General features: G+C 55.9%; 16 protein-coding genes. 5 read left to right on the top strand and 11 right to left on the bottom strand.

From position 1 onward, the window contains the following. Window positions 1-138 precede the first annotated feature (138 nt). From EQG79_RS21340 to EQG79_RS21330, 3 genes are all read left to right on the top strand, one after another. Window positions 139-3,042 carry a PAS domain-containing sensor histidine kinase gene (locus tag EQG79_RS21340; protein WP_129603831.1) on the top strand — a complete coding sequence of 968 codons (2,904 nt, stop codon included), beginning with the start codon at window positions 139-141 and terminating at the stop codon, window positions 3,040-3,042. A gap of 149 nt (window positions 3,043-3,191) precedes the next feature. Further along, window positions 3,192-3,746, top strand: coding sequence for an antibiotic biosynthesis monooxygenase (locus tag EQG79_RS21335; protein ID WP_240699413.1), 555 nt, complete (start codon window positions 3,192-3,194; stop codon window positions 3,744-3,746). Window positions 3,747-4,188: 442 nt separating this feature from the next. Beyond that, complete coding sequence (locus EQG79_RS21330) at window positions 4,189-5,520, top strand: family 1 glycosylhydrolase (protein WP_129603828.1); 1,332 nt, start codon at window positions 4,189-4,191, stop codon at window positions 5,518-5,520. Window positions 5,521-5,547: 27 nt separating this feature from the next. On the opposite strand, the gene EQG79_RS21325 is transcribed toward EQG79_RS21330, so the two are convergent. The 8 genes from EQG79_RS21325 to EQG79_RS21290 form a co-directional block, all read right to left on the bottom strand. Beyond that, a complete protein-coding gene (locus EQG79_RS21325) occupies window positions 5,548-6,387 on the bottom strand; it encodes a ceramidase domain-containing protein (RefSeq protein WP_129603825.1) in 840 nt (279 codons plus the stop codon). A 238-nt stretch (window positions 6,388-6,625) separates the two neighbouring features. Further along, the gene (locus EQG79_RS21320; protein WP_236648736.1) at window positions 6,626-7,612 is read right to left on the bottom strand and encodes a hypothetical protein; all 987 of its coding nucleotides are present in this window, start codon (window positions 7,610-7,612) and stop codon (window positions 6,626-6,628) included. 232 nt (window positions 7,613-7,844) lie between these two features. Further along, window positions 7,845-8,186, bottom strand: a complete 342-nt coding sequence (locus EQG79_RS21315; protein WP_129603822.1) for a YtxH domain-containing protein — start codon at window positions 8,184-8,186, stop codon at window positions 7,845-7,847. An 827-nt stretch (window positions 8,187-9,013) separates the two neighbouring features. After that, complete coding sequence (locus tag EQG79_RS21310) at window positions 9,014-9,424, bottom strand: molybdenum cofactor biosynthesis protein MoaE (protein WP_077921280.1); 411 nt, start codon at window positions 9,422-9,424, stop codon at window positions 9,014-9,016. Window positions 9,425-9,429: 5 nt separating this feature from the next. Then, the gene (moaD, locus tag EQG79_RS21305) at window positions 9,430-9,678 is read right to left on the bottom strand and encodes a molybdopterin converting factor subunit 1 (RefSeq protein ID WP_077921279.1); all 249 of its coding nucleotides are present in this window, start codon (window positions 9,676-9,678) and stop codon (window positions 9,430-9,432) included. A gap of 106 nt (window positions 9,679-9,784) precedes the next feature. Then, complete coding sequence (locus EQG79_RS21300) at window positions 9,785-10,066, bottom strand: hypothetical protein (RefSeq protein WP_129603819.1); 282 nt, start codon at window positions 10,064-10,066, stop codon at window positions 9,785-9,787. A 43-nt stretch (window positions 10,067-10,109) separates the two neighbouring features. Next, window positions 10,110-11,126: a S1C family serine protease gene (locus EQG79_RS21295; protein WP_077921277.1), complete on the bottom strand. Its 1,017-nt coding sequence runs from the start codon at window positions 11,124-11,126 to the stop codon at window positions 10,110-10,112. A 67-nt stretch (window positions 11,127-11,193) separates the two neighbouring features. Beyond that, entirely contained in the window at window positions 11,194-11,781 is a 588-nt protein-coding gene (locus tag EQG79_RS21290; protein ID WP_077921276.1) for an RNA polymerase sigma factor, read from the bottom strand. A 145-nt stretch (window positions 11,782-11,926) separates the two neighbouring features. Here EQG79_RS21290 and EQG79_RS31180 point away from each other — a divergent pair, with 145 nt between their 5' ends. Next, a complete protein-coding gene (locus EQG79_RS31180) occupies window positions 11,927-12,130 on the top strand; it encodes a hypothetical protein (RefSeq protein ID WP_170315661.1) in 204 nt (67 codons plus the stop codon). 326 nt (window positions 12,131-12,456) lie between these two features. Further along, window positions 12,457-14,814, top strand: a complete 2,358-nt coding sequence (locus tag EQG79_RS21280; protein ID WP_129603816.1) for a TonB-dependent receptor — start codon at window positions 12,457-12,459, stop codon at window positions 14,812-14,814. Window positions 14,815-14,818: 4 nt separating this feature from the next. On the opposite strand, the gene EQG79_RS21275 is transcribed toward EQG79_RS21280, so the two are convergent. The 3 genes from EQG79_RS21275 to EQG79_RS21265 form a co-directional block, all read right to left on the bottom strand. Next, window positions 14,819-16,024, bottom strand: a complete 1,206-nt coding sequence (locus EQG79_RS21275; protein ID WP_077921273.1) for an AGE family epimerase/isomerase — start codon at window positions 16,022-16,024, stop codon at window positions 14,819-14,821. 83 nt (window positions 16,025-16,107) lie between these two features. Next, on the bottom strand, window positions 16,108-16,374 hold the full coding sequence (locus EQG79_RS21270) for a hypothetical protein (protein WP_077921272.1): 267 nt from the start codon (window positions 16,372-16,374) through the stop codon (window positions 16,108-16,110). A 118-nt stretch (window positions 16,375-16,492) separates the two neighbouring features. Then, window positions 16,493-18,250, bottom strand: a complete 1,758-nt coding sequence (locus tag EQG79_RS21265; RefSeq protein WP_077921271.1) for a RagB/SusD family nutrient uptake outer membrane protein — start codon at window positions 18,248-18,250, stop codon at window positions 16,493-16,495. Between the last annotated feature and the right edge of the window lie 28 nt (window positions 18,251-18,278).

The raw sequence follows: 18,278 nt of genomic DNA, 5'->3' as shown, positions 1-18,278 counted from the left end.
CCCGACCGAAAAGCAGGCTTGTCAGCTTCTGCCAGTCTTCGTAAATCAACGCGTACACGCCTGTTGGGTTGACCAGCGTGGTCGGCCGTTTTCGTTCCGATTGTTTACAAGCAAAGCTCCCGGGCTCTACGCTGGATTATGGTACCCGAACAATCCGATAACGCTTCTTTTCCGTTTTTAGCCGGGGGCGGAGAGATGGGGCAGCTCACCCGTCACTACGACTGGTCGAACACATCGCTGGGGCATCCAGACCGCTGGCCGCTCAGCCTGCGTACGCTGGTCCACATGATGCTCTCGTCCCGCTTTCCCATGCTCATCTTCTGGGGACCCGACCTGATTACCTTCTATAACGATGCTTTTCGGCCCAGTTTGGGAAATGACGGCAAGCACCCTTCTTCGTTAGGGCAGCGGGGTGAAGAAAGCTGGGCCGAGTCGTGGCCGGTAATTGGCCCGATGATCAGGGGGATTATGGGCGGTGGTGACGCCGTTTGGTTCGAAGATCAGAAACTGCCCATTTACCGCGAGGGGCAGATGGGGTATGCCTACTGGACCTACAGTTTCAGTCCGCTGGCCGATGATGCCGGGGCGGTGAGCGGGGTGCTGGTCACCTGCACAGAAACAACCCAGGCCGTCGAAAGCCGACAGCAGCTGGCGGTAAGTGAAGAGCGGTTTAGCCGACTGATTGAACAGGCACCCGTAGCCATGGCTTTGTTCAGCGGCCCCCGGTTTGTCATCAGCCTCGCCAACGAACAGGTACTCGACTACTGGGGGCGTACGCGTGAAGAAGTCATCAACAAGCCCCTTTTCGACGCTCTGCCCGAAGCCGCCGGCCAGGGCTTTGAAGAGCTGCTGACGGGCGTTTATACCACCGGCAAACGGTTTGTAGCCAACGAACTCAAGGTTATGCTGGAGCGTAATGGCCAGCTGGAGCCTACCTACATTGATTTTGTCTACGAACCCTTTTACGAGAGCGATGGCGTTATCTCGGGGGTACTGGTTATCTCTACCGAGATAACCGACCAGGTGTTGACCCGTCGGCAGGTAGAAGCCAACGAGCAGCTGCTCGATGCCATGATTCAGCGCAGCCCGCTCGGGGTGGCTGTTTTCCGGGGCACCAGCAACCTGATTGAGCGGGTTAATCCAGCCTTGTCTCAACTCTGGAACCACTCCGCTGAAGAGGTAACGGGTTGGCCCCTGCTCGAAGCTGCTCCTCAACTAGCCGGGCAGGGCTTCGATCGCCAGCTGGAAGCCGTACGGGAAACCGGGCAGCCCTTCATTGGCCGGGAGCAACCGGTCCGGCTGGTTCGTAACGGGCAACTGAAAGAACTCTTTTTTGACTACGTGTACGAGCCGCTGCCCAACCCGGACGGGAGCATCGATCGGGTTATGGTAGTGGCCAATGAAGTAACCGAGCAGCGGCTGGCCCGTCAGCAAATCGAGCAAAGCCAGCAGCGGCTTCTGGCTTCGTTTGAAGATGCCCCCGTCGGGATCGCCCTCATCAGCGGGAAAGAGCTGATTTTTCAGATGGCCAACCCCTTTTACGGACGGCTGGCAGGACGCCCCCCTCACGAACTGGTAGGGAAGCCCCTCCTGACGGCCCTCCCCGAACTGGCGGGGCAGGGTTTCGACGAGCTGCTCCGTCAGGTGATGAGTACCGGCGAGTCGTACCGCAACCATGAGGTGCCCGTCGTTGTACGGCATGGCGACCGGCTGGAAACGATCTATATCGATCACACCTACCATCCCCAGCGGGATTCGACCGGTCAGATTACCCACGTGCTGGTCGTTGTCGTCGATATGACCCAGCATGTGCATACCCGGCGGGCGGTTGAGGCCAGCGAAACCCGGCTTCGTTCGGTCATAGCCAGTGCACCTGCGGCCATGGGGCTGTTCATGGGGCGCGATCTGGTGGTCGAGCTACCCAACCAGGCCTTCATCGATATTGTCGGGAAAGGCCCCGACATCGTCGGGAAGCCGCTGCGGGAGGTCATGCCCGAACTGTTAACCGAAAACCAGCCCTTCCTGCAAATTCTGGATACGGTCTACACCTCGGGGCAGATGTTCCAGAGCTTCGGTTCGCAGGTGAAAATTGTCCGCAATGGGGTCATGACGGATAATTTCTACAACATCACCTACACCCCCCTGCGCGACGAGCAGGGCAGGGTGTTTGCCATCCTCGACATTGCCATCGACGTTACTGAGCAGATCAAAGCGCAGCAGGATCTTCAGCAAAGCGAAGCCCGTTACCGGCAGCTATCGGCCGATCTGGAGCAGCAGGTACAGGCGCGTACCCAGCAGTTGCAGGCGCTGGTGGGTGATCTGCGCCGGTCTAACGAGAACCTGCAGCAGTTTGCCTACGTAGCCTCCCACGATCTGCAGGAACCGCTGCGCAAGATCCAATCGTTTGGCGATATCCTGAAAACGCAGTATGCCGACGGCCTGGGGGAGGGGGTGAACTTTCTGGAGCGGATGCAGGCAGCCGCCAGCCGGATGTCGACGCTCATTAAAGATCTGCTGAGCTTCTCCCGCATTTCTACCCAGCAGGAAGACCAGGCGCAGGTTTCCTTAACGGCGGTTGTGCAGGAGGTACTGCTGGACCTGGAGATGGTTATTGATGAAACCAAAGCCCAGGTAACGATTGACCCACTACCGACGGTAGCAGGCGATACATCGCAGCTGGGGCAGCTCTTCAGTAATCTGTTCTCCAACGCGCTGAAATTCCGCCGGCCAGACGCGACTCCGCAGATCCGGATCAGGTGCGAACGGGTGGTGGCTGCTGCCTTGCCGCCAGCCATTCAGCCCACCCGAACGGCCGACGTGTATTTTTGCATTGAGGTGGCCGATAACGGCATCGGGTTCGACGCCCGGTATGCCGATCGTATTTTCCAGGTGTTTCAGCGGCTACACAGTAAGGGCGAATTTGCGGGTACCGGCATTGGGCTGGCTATTTGTCAGAAAGTAGCGGCCAACCATGGCGGCACCATTACCGCCACCAGTCAGCCCGGCCAGGGAGCTACCTTCAGCTTGTATCTGCCGGCCTAAGGCCCGCTCGGTTGCCGGTACGAATAACTTCTTACTGGATTTGTTACAGCTGGTAAAAGAGGTTGAGCCGGCTCCGAAAGTATTTTTACAACTAACTGCTTATATCCGTCAGACCGTATCACCAAGTGACTCTCGCCATGTCAGCCAGTATGCCGATCGAAATTGACAGCGCCGTGACGACGATTATTCTCCAGCGGCCCATCAAACAGCAGATTCACGCTTATGAAAACTGGCTGAAGGAAATGGTGCCCCTGGCGCAACGGGCTGCGGGGCATCGGGGGGTGAATGTAATCCGACCCCATGGCGAGAACGACGAATACACCATTGTTCTTCATTTTTCTTCCGAAGCTGACCTGCATAACTGGCTGGAGTCGGACATCCGCCGGCAAATGATCGAGAAGGTGCGGCCTTTGCTGCACGCCGACGAACAGATAGATGTGAAAACAGGGCTTGAGTTCTGGTTCACCCCACCGGCTTCCCGAAAAGCGGCTCCGGCCTACAAGCAGTTTCTGCTGACATGGTCGGCTATTTTTCCCTTATCCATTCTTATTCCCTGGCTGCTATCGCCCTTTTTGTCGGCTCTTCCTGCTTGGTTAGCGCCCCTGGTTAAACCGCTGATGACGAGTATGGTACTGGTTGGATTGATGACGTTCGTTATCATGCCACGCTATGTACGATGGGTAGCCCGCTGGCTCTACCAGTAACTCAGCTTTACACGTATTACATCAGCCTTCCTATCCGTAGCGTGGGCGACGAGACGATGCTCAGTAGGAGCCCCTTTACAGGCAGCTGCTGTACAGGAGTATGGACCTGGAAAGTAACTCTACCGGCTGTGATCTGCAACAAACTGCGCCAAAACTAGTACTATATATGGTCATCAGGAACATTTGGTCCGGAGGCAGCGCTTGGCCAGACTCCCTGGTAGCGTCGTTGCTGTCGATCAACCAGAACCCGATATCGGTAGTCCGGTACGGAAAACGGCCGTTGCCTCACCGGACTGCTGCTGATTCAGGAGCTTTCTGATAATTAAGGAGTTGCCACTACAGAACCGAGTGACCGGATTCGATACAGATAGGCAATGCTGCCAAAGATCAATCCCTGTCGCGGCCATTCGAACGGACGGAGCGGTTTCTTATACACAATCAGATGAGTATACGGATACAGAAAAAGACGGTGGATGCCACCCCAGCTTCGGCCAAAGTAGCCCTTTGGGGCGGAATCGAATGCACCGTCAATCGGGTAGGGGATGTATATCAGGATCAGATCAGCCGCAGCGGTCACCACGACCGGCTTTCGGATCTGGATGCGGTAGCTGAGCTGGGCATTCGGACGCTGCGCTACCCTGTACTGTGGGAACGCACGGCCCCCGACCACCCCGACTCGCTGGATTGGCGCTGGCCCGACGAGCGGCTGAACCGACTGAGGGCGCTGGGGATACGGCCCATAGTGGGTCTGGTTCACCACGGCTGCGGACCGCGTTACGCCACGTTCGATACGCCCGCTTTCGACCGGGAACTCCCCCGCTATGCCCGGCAGGTAGCTGAGCGGTACCCCTGGGTGCAAGCCTACACGCCCGTCAATGAACCACTTACCACGGCCCGCTTCTCGGGCTTATACGGCATATGGTATCCACACGGCCGGTCGGACAAACAGTTTGTCGCTATTCTGTTAAGGCAGTTACGCGCCACTGTGCTGGCTATGGCTCAGATTCGGGCTGTTCAACCCGCGGCCCAGCTCGTTCAGACCGATGATCTGGGCTGCACCCATAGTACCCCAAAATTGCGCTATCAGGCTGATTTTGAGAACGAAAGGCGCTGGCTAACCTGGGATCTGCTCAGCGGTCGCGTTACGCCTGGCCATGCTTTATGGAGCTACCTGCGGAGATCGGGTGCGTCGGAACGCGACTTGTGGTTTCACGTCGAGAACCCCTGTCCGCCCTCGTTACTCGGTATCAATCATTACGTAACCAGCGAACGATACTTGGACGAGGATCTGACTCGTCACGGGGCCTGGACCCACGGCAGTAACGGACGTCATCGATACGCCGATACCGAGATTGTGCGCGCCAACCCGGCGCAGCGGCTGGGCATTGCTGCCCTGCTCTGTCAGGCCTGGGAACGGTACCGACTGCCGATGGCCATTACCGAAGCTCATCTGGGCTGTACCGTCGATGAGCAACAGCGCTGGCTGGGCGAAGTATGGCAACAGGCCGAAGCAGCCCGGCGGGCGGGGGCCGATATCCGGGCGGTTACGGCCTGGGCGCTACTGGGCCTTTATGACTGGCACAATCTGCTGACCCGGGTCGAAAACCGCCACGAACCCGGCGTCTTCGACCTGAGCAGCGGGCGCCCGGAGCCTACCGAGTTAACGGACATGGTGCGGCAGCTGGCTCTTGGCCGACCTGTTGATACGCTCGTTCCGCCAGGCTTGGGCTGGTGGCAGGCCAAACAGACCGTTAAGGAAGTGCTGGCGGTATAAAAGCCGGATACCTGCGCAGAGAAAACGTCAGGGCCGACCAGGGTTCGAAGCTTTATCGAATCGAAAGAAACAGTAGCTGCAAAAACTGCTCAGGGCCGTCAGGACGTGCCATAACGCGTGTCCCTGATAATACGAATAAGGGTCGCAGTTGATTTTTCGTACATCCATTGTCCGGATGTAAATAGCCAGCACAATCAGCACGAAGCTGAGCAGCACCAGCCCGATAGAACGCTGGACCCTGAACTGAACGTAGTTCACCAGCATGCCCACGTTCAGGAGCAGGATCAGCGCTGGCACCAGTCGGGAGCTGGGCACGAGGAGGGCCAGCGGAGCCCACAGGCCAATCAGCGCCAGCAACACCACAACCCAGAGTCGTTGCTGAGTTGGCTTCAGCTGTAGTTTATGGAAAACGTGATAGATCGTAATGCCCACCAGGGTGAGCAGGATGCTATAGGTAGCGTTCATGTCTACCCGTTGGCCAACGTAAGTCAGCGAGGCATGAAAAAAGGCGCTGCCCAGGCATAAATAAACAAAGCAGGCGCCCATCAGGCCCGAGAGCAGCGGAAAACCAGCCATCCGATTAGTGACCGGAAGCCCGTGGTTTTGCTGGTCCTGATAAGCAACGAGCAGAATAAAAACGCCAAAGAACAGGTAGGCTAAGTTCGAGTAGGTATTGATCGGCTGGTGGAAGACGCGATGCGGATGGTTAAACTCGCAATATTCTACCTGTACGGCCGACTGGCTGATGGTCATACCGTCCCAGATCGTGGCCGTCAGCGTAGAATCGAGCAGCAGCCACAGGCCTAACATGGCCAGGGTAGCCAGCGTAGCTATGTTCAGTCGTCTGGAAAAAGCGGGAGAGATCATCAGGTTACCGGGTTACACCAGGCCGTGATTGTGTAGCCTGTAACGGAGCGTCACATCGTAAGGATAATTAGAATGGCTTCTACTGAACCCATTCCGCGCATTACCTGATAGCTCGCGCAAAACGAACGGTATCCTATGGGGGTAAACCGCAAGCTCCGTAGTTTTAAAGTGATACCAAAAAAGCCGGGTATCTGCTCTGAAAGCAGATACCCGGCCTGGCGTGTAGTGGGTAGGATAATTAGCGGACGGACCCCATTGGGCGATCCAGTGAACTCAGGTTGTATTTAGAGTCGGTGCCCATCTTAGCACCGTAGCCAGCCGCTACGACCCCGATCAACAGGCCGAGGAAGCCAAAAATAGCCGCTTTTGATGCCGCAGAAGCCGTGGCATCGGCGGCCTTGCGGGTGGTGGCTTCGGCTTCTTTCTGAGTTTGCTGTAGTTTGGCAACTGCCTGTTGGTAGGTACTGATCCAGTTGTCGACAATCTGTTCAGACTCGGCCCGGCTTTTTCCGGTACGCTTCATAACCACATTTACCGCATCTTCCCGGTCAACGCTGTTTACCGTAGTCTGTCCTTGTTTGAACAGCCGGTCGAATAACCCCCCGGCAATATCGTCGGCTGCTGCCGGGTCAGTCGCGGCCCGATCGGCGGCCGTTTTTGCCTGCTGACCTGCCTGCTCTACTTTGCGCTCCAGCGTAGCTGGGTTCAGATTGGCATCGCCGGTTTGTCGCAACAGCCGGTTGGCTTCCTTTTTCAGATCGCCCAGATCCAGGTTTTTCAGATCGATTCCGTTATCCTTGAGCTCACCCTCTACGGCGTTACCGATGCTCGGGGCTGCTGCAGCAACCGCCGTTCCGGCTGTTCTTACCAGACTGCCTACCAACCGACTAGCCCCGCCAATGAGACTGCCGATGGTCGTTGTCAGGAAATAGATCGTGATCAGTGTGGCCAGACACCAGGTCAGTACGCCATGAACAATACCATCGAACAGACGGGGGGTACTGGCTAGCCGACCGGCAATCCAGCCTCCCATAAATAAAGAAAGCAGGCTGCTTATGATGTACCAGATGGCGCTTCCGGTTCCCAGTCCGGCAGTTGGGTTGCGTTCTGATACCGGGTCGATGGTGCTTAGGCCGATGCCGAGCCCCAATAGGGTCAGCAACATCTGGCTAACAATAGCTACCAGTACGCCGGCGAAGACAGCGCTCCAGGAGATTCGTTTCATAAAACTAGCCCGTCCGTAGACTGGATCTGTCGAGTAGGAAAATTCGCGTTCCATTGTTTTGCTAATTGACGTTGAGTATTAATGTGACTACAGAAGTAAAGATGGCCCGTCGGGGCCTGGCACAGCGCTGCATCGACTTATAAAGGCTGGGCGGTTAAAAGCGAATCCCCGATTCAATCTGAGTCGGGGATTCTTTCATACTTGTTGAGTAAATCAGAATAGCCGAACTGTATTAACCGATTCTGGCTGCATCTTTCAGATGATCGACACCCGAGCGAACATCGTCGGCCAGGTGTTCGGCTTTATTTTTTGCCTTATCGGCAACGTAGCCTACGTTCGCCTTGATGGTATCTACGGTTTCCCGAGCTTGCTCCTTCGTTCTGTTCCATTGGCGCTGGGCATCCCAGCTCTGGTCACTCAGTGAGTTCGCAATCTGCTTGCGCAGCTTTTTGCCTGATCGTGGAGCGAACAGAAAGCCGATTGTCAGGCCAGTGACCAGTCCGGTCAGTACTCCAGTCAGAAAGGTTTGGTCTGTGAGGTAGTCCTGTGGATGCTTTCTTCTTTCAAACAACATGATAGTGATGTATTAAAGTTGACTGTGATAAACACGACATTGCATTTGGAAAAACTGTGCCAACAACTCTGGGGAGTAACCAATATATTGATTGATAGTTATTTAGGTAGCTGAGTATACTTAGGGATGGTGTAAAAGTGTAGGTAATTTTACACAATATCGAGGTGCACTATTCCAGGTAAGATTTGCATACAAGTGCATATATTTGCTTATAGATTAAGCATTTTTACGGCTAAGGGTCCGTGGTGCCAGGTATGTAGAAAGGCGGGTGTACATGCAGAACCTAACCCAATTCGGATTGCCGCAACGCCACATAGCACGCGTCAGGTGGGGACGCTGTCGGAGAAAAGTAGGCTGAATTTAGTTCGGGAAGCAGGAGAAAACTTCCTTTATCTGCGGAGCTTACGGCAGCAGCCAGGGCGGTTAAATAAATGAATAGCAGGAATTTTAAAGCATTTTGCCTACAAATTCGTTTACTACATATACAACCAGAACGAGTCGGTGTTACCACTGGTAATTTGGCGGCAAGCCAGGCCCGGGTGGTTGCATTTCTGGCTGATATACAACTTCTTACCAGTTAACTTGTTCCCCATATGTACAACGCACTCAAGCAGATTAGTCAATACATGCAAGTGGTCAACTGGAGCCATCTGGCTGACCGGATCTTTCGGCCGGTAATTATGCCGAACGCGCAGCAGCGTAATCTTGTACCCATTCGTGTACCGGTTGATCAGCCATTTCGCAGCAACAGGCGATAGAGTTTCGCCCGGTTCATTCCAATAAGCAAACGCCCATTTGTAAATCGCAGGCCTGTAGAGCCTATTGGTTTATGGATGGGCGTTTACCCATACCTCGCCATCGGTGAATATTTCTTTTTTCCAGATAGGCACGGTTTGCTTGATGGTGTCGATTATGTAGCGGCAGGCTTCGAAGGCGTCGGCCCGGTGGGCGGTGGTGATGCCGATGAGTACAGCTATCTCGCCGGTGAGCAGCGTGCCTTTCCGGTGAATAATGGTGTAGCGCAGGATCGACCAGCGCTGGTGGGCCTCGTCGGCTATCTTCTGCATCTCGCTGATTGCCATCCGGTCGTAGGCTTCGTATTCGAGCCGGTCAACGGGGCGGTCCTGCGTATTATCGCGGACAACGCCCAGAAAGAGATCAATGGCACCCGCCTGCGACGATTGCAGGTATTTCAAGGCCGAGGCCACATCAATGGGGTCGGTGGTCAGAGCAATCATAGTATCTAGCCGCCACTCACAGGTGGAATCAGCGCAATTTCGTCTTTACTGGTTAACGTCTGGTCTACTTCGGCATATTCGCCATTTACGGCAACCAGCAAGGAGCGCACACCCGCCAGGGCCGGGTATTGCTGCCGAACCTGGTCGAGCAGATCGCCAACACGGGTTTCGGTCTGGATGGGTATGGAGAGGGCCGACTGGCCAGTCAGGTCGCGGGTAATACCGAACAGCAGTACAGATACGGTTGAGTTCATGAGGTCAAAGTAAAGAGATATACGGGTAGCAGGCAACGGAGCGATCCGCAAAAAAGCAAAGGCGTCGGAGCTATGCCCCAACGCCTTTGTCTGTGCTAAGAGCGTATTATTTCGAATTATCCAGTTTGCGCTCGGCCTTTTTCAGCTTGCGCTCTGTTTTATCCATGGCTTTATTGGTGCCATCTTTCACGTCTTCTTTGGTGTTTTTGGCAGCTCTGTCAATTTTGCGACCAGCTTTACGCGTTTCGCGGGCGGCTTTATCGCCGGCTGCATCTACCGTGCGGCCAGCCTGACGAGCCGTTTCTTTTGCGTTTTCCTTCGTGTCCTGCGCCGAAGCCGCAGCCATTGTGAGTACCAGCGCAAAGGCCAGCATAGTGAGCTTTTTCATAGTTGTCGAGTGTTTACACTACGTATACAACTACGTTAGCCGACTAATGTTTGAACACTTTTACCTGATAGACGTAATCCTGCATCCGTTTGATCTGCTGTTTGCGGGGCAGACGAACCAGCGTATTCTTCCGGTTTAGCCGCAGTGGCAGGCCCTTCAGCGAGTCGGCCGGAATGCTGCTGATGCTTTCGAGCAGATAGGACGTCTTCACAGCGAAGCTAACCCCCTCGGAGGTAGTCTGTTTGCCGCTGATGATGCCGATCACATTGCCTTTCTCGTCGAGTAAAGGGCCGCCCGAGTTACCGGGGTTCACACCGATAGCTACCTGATAGGCCGTTGAATCGCCCCGGAAGCCGGTTCCCGAACTTAAATAGCCTTCGCCATAAACAATCTCTTCGCGGGGATAGCCCAGGGTGAAAACGCGTTCGCCCAGATCGGACGTATGTGCCTCGAAACTATACGGAACCGGTGGCATGGTTCGGAAAGCCGTATCGTCGCACAGTTGCAGAATAGCCAGATCGTGGGCCTGGTCGGTATGAACGATCCGGGCTTTGTAGATCTCGCCTTTGGCACTCTGCACATAAACCGAGTCGGCATCCCGAACAATGTGATTGTTGGTGACGAAGTAGCCATCGGGGGTCAGCAGAAAACCTGACCCGGCAATCTGAGCCGGGTTGACGCTCAGCGAGCGACTCCGCCCCGTGAAATCATTGATGAGTTTCCGCTGCGACGACTTTACCGCCTGGATCTCCTTGCTCAACTGGCTGTACTGCTGCTCCTGCTGCTTGTGGCTCTGCTGATAGGCCCGATACAGGAAAATAGAGCCAAAGGTTGTAATGACGGCTACCGACGCGGCAACGGCCAGCGTAGTGCGATACGTACGCCACAACATGCGGATCTGGCCCGACTGGGTGGCGTCTGAACGGTACATACGAGCCTCTTCACGTACGTCGTCGAGGTTCATGTCGGCATGGATAGCCGCCAGTCTGCGCCGAAACCGGATGCGGTCGCCATAGGCCCGCAGCGCGTTTTCAATGTCATTGTGTTCGTTCATATCCATATTTGTTGTGCAGACTCGTTCGAGTCAGATGGGATGATCAGTTGACAGGGTTGCCGCAGGGGGAACCCTATACTTTGTACTCCGAAAAAAACAGCCGTTTCAGCCGCATCAGACACTTGTACTTCTGCGTTTTGGCGTTGTCGGCGTTGGTATAGCCAAATTTTTCGGTGATGTCCTGCATACTCAGGTGCTGGATGTAAAAATCGTCCAGCAACGTTCGGCAGGGTTCACCGAGCCGGTCGAGCGAGTCGGCCATCAGATCGAACTGACGGTTTCGCTCTTCGTGATCAGTCAGATCATCATCTAACTGATTAACGGCCTGCTGGTCCGTTGCGGCTGCGTCAACATCGCGTACCATGTAGCGGCTCTGCTGGGTCAACTGCTTCAGCCACAGTCGTCTGCATACCGAATACAAATATGTTTTCAGCTGGCAGTGCAACTCCAGCGAACCGGAGCGAACTTTCTCATACAGCACCACAAGCGCTTCCTGATAAATATCCTTGGCATCGTCGTCGGTACCGCTGTTGGTCGTAACCAGATGCAGCACCATCGGGAAATACCGTCGATATAACTGAGTCAGCGCATGATCGGACCCATTGGCCAGGCCCGTCAGCAGTTCATCATCAGTCAAGGCAGGCTGCCTGCTTTCCTTCATCGCGTTGGTTCATTACTTAATACGGGAAACGCCGGAGACGTAACCCAAAAAAAAATAAAAAAAAGTTGGGTTACCTTTTACCCGGTAGGGTATTAACGTTGACATTCATTCATTTTTCATCTGTAAACAAAAACATTCCAAAACTATGAAAGCAATCACGAAATCTGCCTTCTTTTTCATGGCTATGATCGCCCTCGCTACTTCTTGCAGCTCGAAAAAGACCGAAACCGAAACGACGACAACCGACAGCACGTCGACCATGATGTCTGATTCGTCATCTACGATGGCTACGGATTCGACCATGGCTACCGATTCTGCTTCGACCATGTCGTCGGATAGCGCGAAGTAATTTTACTAAGGCACAACTGCCGGTATTTATTACCGACAACGCTATAAACGTATTAGAGCCCCTCTGAGCAATCGGAGGGGCTTTTCTGTTACCCACCCGCCGTCGATTTACCCCAAGTTGTTTAGACTTGTTTTAAATTACTCAGGCATTTGTTTGGATCGATTCTAAACAAGTCCTAGGTTTGCCGTATAATTCACCAATTGTCTGTCGGATCAGACCCCCGGACAACCGACGTCGTACTGAGGTCGCTCCGGGGATTCGTTGAGCAGTAATCCGCTTTTCGGGCGGTTTGCCCAACCTGCCTGCCGGTCGACACCATTCGCTTCATGAGAAACGTATTCGTTCTTTTTTCTATTCTATTTCTGTCGTTTAACAGTACTGCGCAGCCGGTTGCTACCGGTACTATTCGTGGTCGCGTCGTCAGCGCCGATGGTCAGCCAGCTGCTTTCGTGTCAATCAGTCTCAAAGGATATCCTCAGGGTACAACGGCTGACGAGACGGGTACGTTCCAGCTGGGTTCGCTGCCGGTAGGGTCGCAAACGCTGGTTGTATCGGCGGTAGGGTTCGATCCCATCGAGCAGGTGGTTCAGGTTGACGGGCAACCGGCATCGGACGTACTCATAACCCTGAAAGCAAACGCCCGCGCGCTGAATGAAGTAGTCGTAACGGCCAGTCGGCAGGCCGAGAGTCTGAGTAAGGTTCCGTCGGCGGTCAGCATCGTGACGCCCCGGCAGATCACCGAGCAACTGGCTATCAATACAAACATCACCAACGTACTGATGAATACGGTGCCCGGCTTCGGATATTTCACGAACCGGACCAGCAATACGGGCCAGACGCTGCGGGGCCGGCAGGTACTGGTGCTGATTGACGGGGTGCCGCAGTCGACGCCACTGCGTAACGGAGGGCGCGATATTCGCACCATCGATCCGTCGGCGCTGGAGCGGGTTGAAGTCATCAAGGGGGCAACGGCTATTTACGGGAACGGGGCCGACGGCGGCATTATCAACTACATCACGAAGAATCCGGCCGGCAACAAACCGTTTTCGGGGCAGACCTGGGTCGGCCTGACCAGTGGCCTCAGCAACGCTACCGATACGCAGGGCTGGCGGCTGAGTCAGCAGTTCTCCGGAAAAACAAACCGGATCGATTACGTGCTGAACGGAACCGTTGAGCGCACGGGCCTCTTCAAGGATGCCACGGGCGCGGTTATTTCGCCGTTTTACAACCTGGGCCAGATGAACAGCTACAACCTGCTGGCCAAAGTGGGCTACCGCCTGTCGGACCGGCAGCGGGTTGAGGTGATGTATAACTACTTCGGGAGTGAGTCGAAGCTGAACTACCGCGAGCAACTCGGCAAGTTTGGGGTTACACCTACCATTGGCGTCCCCACTGAATCGGTACCGGGCCGGCCGCAGGGAACCCCCTACAACCACAACGCCACCGTTCGGTACATGCACAACGAGCTGATCGGCAAGACGGGCCTGGAGGTCGTAGCCTATCTGCAGAGCTTCCGGACAGTATACGGGTACGAGGCTGAGTTCTTCGAAAACGGGGGGCAGTCCAACGTGGTGTCCAACAAGAACGGCGTCCGGCTGAATCTGTACACGCCGTACCGGCTGGGGCGTGCTGTAAGCGGAAATCTGGTTTACGGACTCGACGCGCTCAACGACCAGACGGCCCAGAAGCTGGAAGACGGCCGGTTCTGGACACCCGACATGCGCATGCGTAACCTGGCCCCCTACGCCCAGCTAAAAACAGATTTCTTCGATCAGCTGACGCTGAAAGCCGGTATTCGGTACGAAAATATAGCCGTTCGGGTGTCCGACTTTACCACCCTCAAAACGTACAACGCTACGACTAAAAAATACGACGGTGGCCTGGCCGTGCAGGGGGGCGACCTGACCTATAACGCGCTGGTGGGTAACATAGGATTGCGGTACTCGGGGCTGAAGGCGATACAGCCGTTCGTGAGTTTCTCGCAGGCATTCTCGATCAACGAACTGGGCCGTATTCTTCGAACGTCGCAGCGGTCGGTGGTGAGCCAGCTGGAAACGAAGCCGATTATTGTCAACAACTACGAAGCGGGGATTGCCGGGCAACTGGGGCGTTATGTCTCGTATGAGCTGAATGCGTACCGGAGCAGCTCAGAACTGGGCGCGTCGTACCGGCAGCTGCCCTCGGGGGTGTTCGAGATTATCCGGGCACCGGAGCGGGTGAGTGGCTACGAAGCCGCCCTGGACATTACGCCCCTGCGCTGGCTGGCCATTGGCGGCAGCTATGCCTACATTGAAGGAAAGTCGGACGGGAATGCCGACGGCGATTACGAAACCTACCTGGGTAACGACCGGATCGCATCGCCCAAAACAACGGCCTATATTCGGCTGCAACCGAGCGCAGCGTGGATGCTCTCGATCAGTACGCTGACCGCCGGCAGCCGCGATCGGTTCCGGCCGAATGCCAGCGGGGTTTATGCCTATGCGCAGGCGCCGGTGCGGGCCTATACGCTTGTGAACCTGAGCGGGTCGTATCAGTTTACTCCCGCCTGGTCGCTGGCGCTGGGCGTCGAGAATCTGCTGAACCGGGATTACTTCCCCGCCATTTCGCAGTGGGCAGCCCGCGACGCTGATTACATCAAAGGCAACGGAGCGCGGGGCACCCTGACGGTGTCGTACCGGTACTGATTCGCTAGCGCAGGTGCTCCAGCCGGTCCAGCATTTCCAGGCAGGCCCGGCTGTTGTGATACGGACATTTCCACATGCTGATCTTGTCGTTGCCGAGCACCTTGTGGTTCGCGTCGACGCCCATGAACCATTCGCCGTTTTTGGTGTCGAGCAGGTATTTCTTGGTAAACTCCCAGCTGGCAATGGATTTGTCGAGAAAGGGTTTCTCATTGGTGAGCTGGTAAGCGTTCAGGAAGCCAACCATAGCTTCGGCCATCACCCACCACGAGCGTTCCTGATTGAGGTGTCGGGTGTCGGGCTCGTATTCGTAGTTCATACCTCCGTCGGCCGCGTAGCCATCGGCAGCCGCGCGGGCCATGTTTATACCCAGAGTCCGGATTTGCTTTTGAAGGGGTTTATCGGCGGGGTTTCTGGCGGCCAGCACGTCGGCGGCTTCGGGCAGGAGCCAGGAGGCTTCGATGTCGTGACCATACGAAACGGCGGTTCGGCGTACCTGCCAGTTGTCATCCATGAACAGGTTCATGCGGTACGTTTTGGGGTCAACGATATGGTTCGTGAAGACGGCCAGCATACCCCGTATCTGATCGGCTACGGTCTTGTCGGGCCAGACGCGGTACAGGGCCGTGAACGACTCCAGAATATGGAGGTGGGTGTTCATAGTCTTGGTTTCCTGCCTGTCGGACTTGCTGAGGATATAGTCGGTCGTAGCGGACCAGTCGCGGGCAAAGGCTTCGCGGAAACCGCCTTTCTTCGGGTCATGGGCGTGCCGGACCATGGTCTGGAAGATCTCTTTAGCCAGCGCCAGAGCAGGCGCGGAGCCGGTAGCGCGGGCGTACTCACTCAGCCCGTATAGGGTAAAAGCCTGCCCATACAGCTGCTTGATCGGTTGCTTGGGCTGGCCTTTGGCGGTGACCGACCAATACACTCCGCCGTATTGCGGATCGACGAAATGCTGCCTGATGTACTGAAAGGCCTGGTCGGCAATGGGGCGGTAATCGTCGTGCTGCGTGTGGATCAGGGCGGCCGAAAACGTCCATAAAATCCGGCTGTTCAGCACAATGCCTTTCTCCGCATCAGGATCGGGGCGGTTCTGATAATCGACCCGGCCGTAGAAACCGCCGTTGACCGGATCGGGCGCGTGGCGCTGCCAGTAGGCCAGAATATCCTTGTGTTCCTGCCTGAGTTCGGCTCTGAGTCGGGAAAAGTCCATCGGTACCGATTGATGAGTCATGCATGATGAGCGCCCTCCACTCGATACGTGCTGGTCGCCCATCATGCATAACTCAATATCGCTTACTTTCTACTGCCATTGCGGCTGCTGCTGTGGCCAGAGTGCCCGTGGCCACCCCGTTCTTCGGCCAGTTCGGCTTTTGATTTGCCATGCAGCGCCGGGTCGTGCTCGTCTTCGGGCCCCTGCTTGCTTTTATTCGCGTTGGTCATTGTCTGCTCGGCGTTGGGGCGCAGGCCGCTCGTGTCGCGGGCTTCGTGGTTGCGCGTATGCTCGCCATGCGGCCGTTTGTCATTCGAGCCGGGCTGGTCGGTGGTTTTGTTGTTAGCCATGCTGTTAGTCGAGTTGTTTAGTAGGATAACAACTGAGGCCGGGCGGGTATTGTTTATACGAAGACGCCCCCGCTGACCATCAGCGGGGGCGTCTTCGTGGGTACGGATGCTCCGTTACTTAATAGTTCGGATTTTGTTTCAGCACGTCGCGGCCCTGGTAGTCGATCTGGGTCTGCGGAATCGGCATGTATTCATCTTTACCCGCCGTAAATCTGGCACCGGCATAGCCCGTCGGAAGCCGCTGGCTTTCGTAGGCGATGAAGGCATTCAGCACCGGAGCGGCATTACCCCAGCGAACGAGGTCGTAGAAACGGTGGCCTTCGCCCGACAGCTCCAGTTTGCGCTCAAACTGAACGGCCGTACGAGCGGCTTCTTTGCTGGCAAACGGGGTCGTATAGTTGCTGATCACGTAGTTGGCGGCATTGCTGCCATCCGGTGCTTTTACCCAGGCCGTACGATTGGCGGCCCGTGTCCGAACCCGGTTGATGTAGGTACGGGCAGTTTCCAGGCTTCCTACCTCAATTTCAACCTCGGCGGCCATCAGCAGTACGTCGGCAAAGCGGATGATGTTGTAGTTGATGGCCGAATAGCCGTTGGTCCAGGAGCTTACGTCGGTCAGGGTTTTATCCTGCGATTTGTAGAAGATAAACTTCTTGGGCGAGTAAGGACCGGCAAAGCTCTGATCGCGAATCCAGTCAAGACCGGGGTGGATCGACCAGTCGAGGTAGGGAATACCCCGGCGTCCGATCGACCAGTCGAGCCGCGGATCAACAGGGCCAGCGTCGGGGGTGAAAGGCGTTTTTGAGTCGATACCCTGGTCGTTCTTCAGCTGATTGGCACCGGTGTTGTACGAACCATCGAGCAGCGGCAGCCCGTTGGCGTTCACCCGGAACGAGTTCGCCAGTTCGAAGCTGGGCGCAAAGAACCCGCAGCAGCCCGCCGGACCGTTCGATCCCGTGTTGTAGGGGAAGTTGAGGTCCAGCTCCTGAGCCGAGTTACTCACCGAACCCGTGTTGGCGGCCGACTGGGTAGCGAAGATCGATTCCGCGTTGTTCTCCGTAGCTGCGTTGAACACATCGGTATAGTTAGCGGCCAGATCGTACTTGGTTCCTCTGGCCGTTACGCCCTCGGCAATAACCTGATCGAACAGGGGCTTGGCTTCGGTGTATTTTTTCTGGTACAGATAGGCTTTGGCCAGGTAGGCGGTAGCTGCCCACTTGTTAGCCCGGCCAGCCGCACTCTGGGTAGCGGGCAGGTTCGTCTGGGCGTACTTGAGGTCCTCTTCGATCTTGGGCCAGATATCGGTGTTGTTCGGTACTTTCTCGATACCCGATCCGTAATCGACGGTTTCGTCGATGTACGGTACCATGTTGAAGGAGCGCTTCAGCTCAAAATAGTAGTGGGCCCGCAGGAAGCGCGCTTCGGCCGAGATCCGCTTCTTATCGTCGTCCGACACATCGGCTGCGGCCTGCGGAATGGCGCGCAGTACGGCGTTGGCCCGGCTGATTCCTTCGTACATACCCCGCCATTTGTCGTTCACGTCGCCATTGGTGGGCAGCAGCTCGAACCGCTGGAAGGTGGTGAAGTTACTGTTACCGCCCGCATCGCCGGGGTTGGAGCCTTTGTTGGCATCGCCCCCCGATACGCTGCCGCGTACCCAGTTAAACGAGCTGGCTGCCCGCGAGAAACCGCGTCCATTCAGCTGGGCGTAGGTGGAAACGAGCGTACTTTCAATACCGGCTTTGCTGAAGAGCTGGCTGTCTCCCCCGCGCAACGTGCCGGTGGGGGACAGGTCCAGAAATTTGTCGCTACAGGCGAACGTGACCAGCGATAGCATGGCCGTTAGGGTTATTCCTTTTATAATCGGCTTTTTCATGATCAGATTTTACAGACGTTTATAGGCT

Source organism: Spirosoma sordidisoli (assembly GCF_004138325.1).
Classification (GTDB): domain Bacteria; phylum Bacteroidota; class Bacteroidia; order Cytophagales; family Spirosomataceae; genus Spirosoma; species Spirosoma sordidisoli.
Note: the sequence above shows the minus strand (reverse complement) of the source record. Positions and strands in the feature narration are given on the sequence as shown.

Coding starts and splice junctions, on each gene's coding strand:
- EQG79_RS21340 (WP_129603831.1), top strand. CDS start 139: ATGGTACCCGAACAATCCGATAACGCTTCTTTTCCGTTTTTAGCCGGG.
- EQG79_RS21335 (WP_240699413.1), top strand. CDS start 3,192: ATGCCGATCGAAATTGACAGCGCCGTGACGACGATTATTCTCCAGCGG.
- EQG79_RS21330 (WP_129603828.1), top strand. CDS start 4,189: ATGAGTATACGGATACAGAAAAAGACGGTGGATGCCACCCCAGCTTCG.
- EQG79_RS21325 (WP_129603825.1), bottom strand. CDS start 6,387: ATGATCTCTCCCGCTTTTTCCAGACGACTGAACATAGCTACGCTGGCT.
- EQG79_RS21320 (WP_236648736.1), bottom strand. CDS start 7,612: ATGAAACGAATCTCCTGGAGCGCTGTCTTCGCCGGCGTACTGGTAGCT.
- EQG79_RS21315 (WP_129603822.1), bottom strand. CDS start 8,186: ATGTTGTTTGAAAGAAGAAAGCATCCACAGGACTACCTCACAGACCAA.
- EQG79_RS21310 (WP_077921280.1), bottom strand. CDS start 9,424: ATGATTGCTCTGACCACCGACCCCATTGATGTGGCCTCGGCCTTGAAA.
- moaD (WP_077921279.1), bottom strand. CDS start 9,678: ATGAACTCAACCGTATCTGTACTGCTGTTCGGTATTACCCGCGACCTG.
- EQG79_RS21300 (WP_129603819.1), bottom strand. CDS start 10,066: ATGAAAAAGCTCACTATGCTGGCCTTTGCGCTGGTACTCACAATGGCT.
- EQG79_RS21295 (WP_077921277.1), bottom strand. CDS start 11,126: ATGGATATGAACGAACACAATGACATTGAAAACGCGCTGCGGGCCTAT.
- EQG79_RS21290 (WP_077921276.1), bottom strand. CDS start 11,781: ATGAAGGAAAGCAGGCAGCCTGCCTTGACTGATGATGAACTGCTGACG.
- EQG79_RS31180 (WP_170315661.1), top strand. CDS start 11,927: ATGAAAGCAATCACGAAATCTGCCTTCTTTTTCATGGCTATGATCGCC.
- EQG79_RS21280 (WP_129603816.1), top strand. CDS start 12,457: ATGAGAAACGTATTCGTTCTTTTTTCTATTCTATTTCTGTCGTTTAAC.
- EQG79_RS21275 (WP_077921273.1), bottom strand. CDS start 16,024: ATGGACTTTTCCCGACTCAGAGCCGAACTCAGGCAGGAACACAAGGAT.
- EQG79_RS21270 (WP_077921272.1), bottom strand. CDS start 16,374: ATGGCTAACAACAAAACCACCGACCAGCCCGGCTCGAATGACAAACGG.
- EQG79_RS21265 (WP_077921271.1), bottom strand. CDS start 18,250: ATGAAAAAGCCGATTATAAAAGGAATAACCCTAACGGCCATGCTATCG.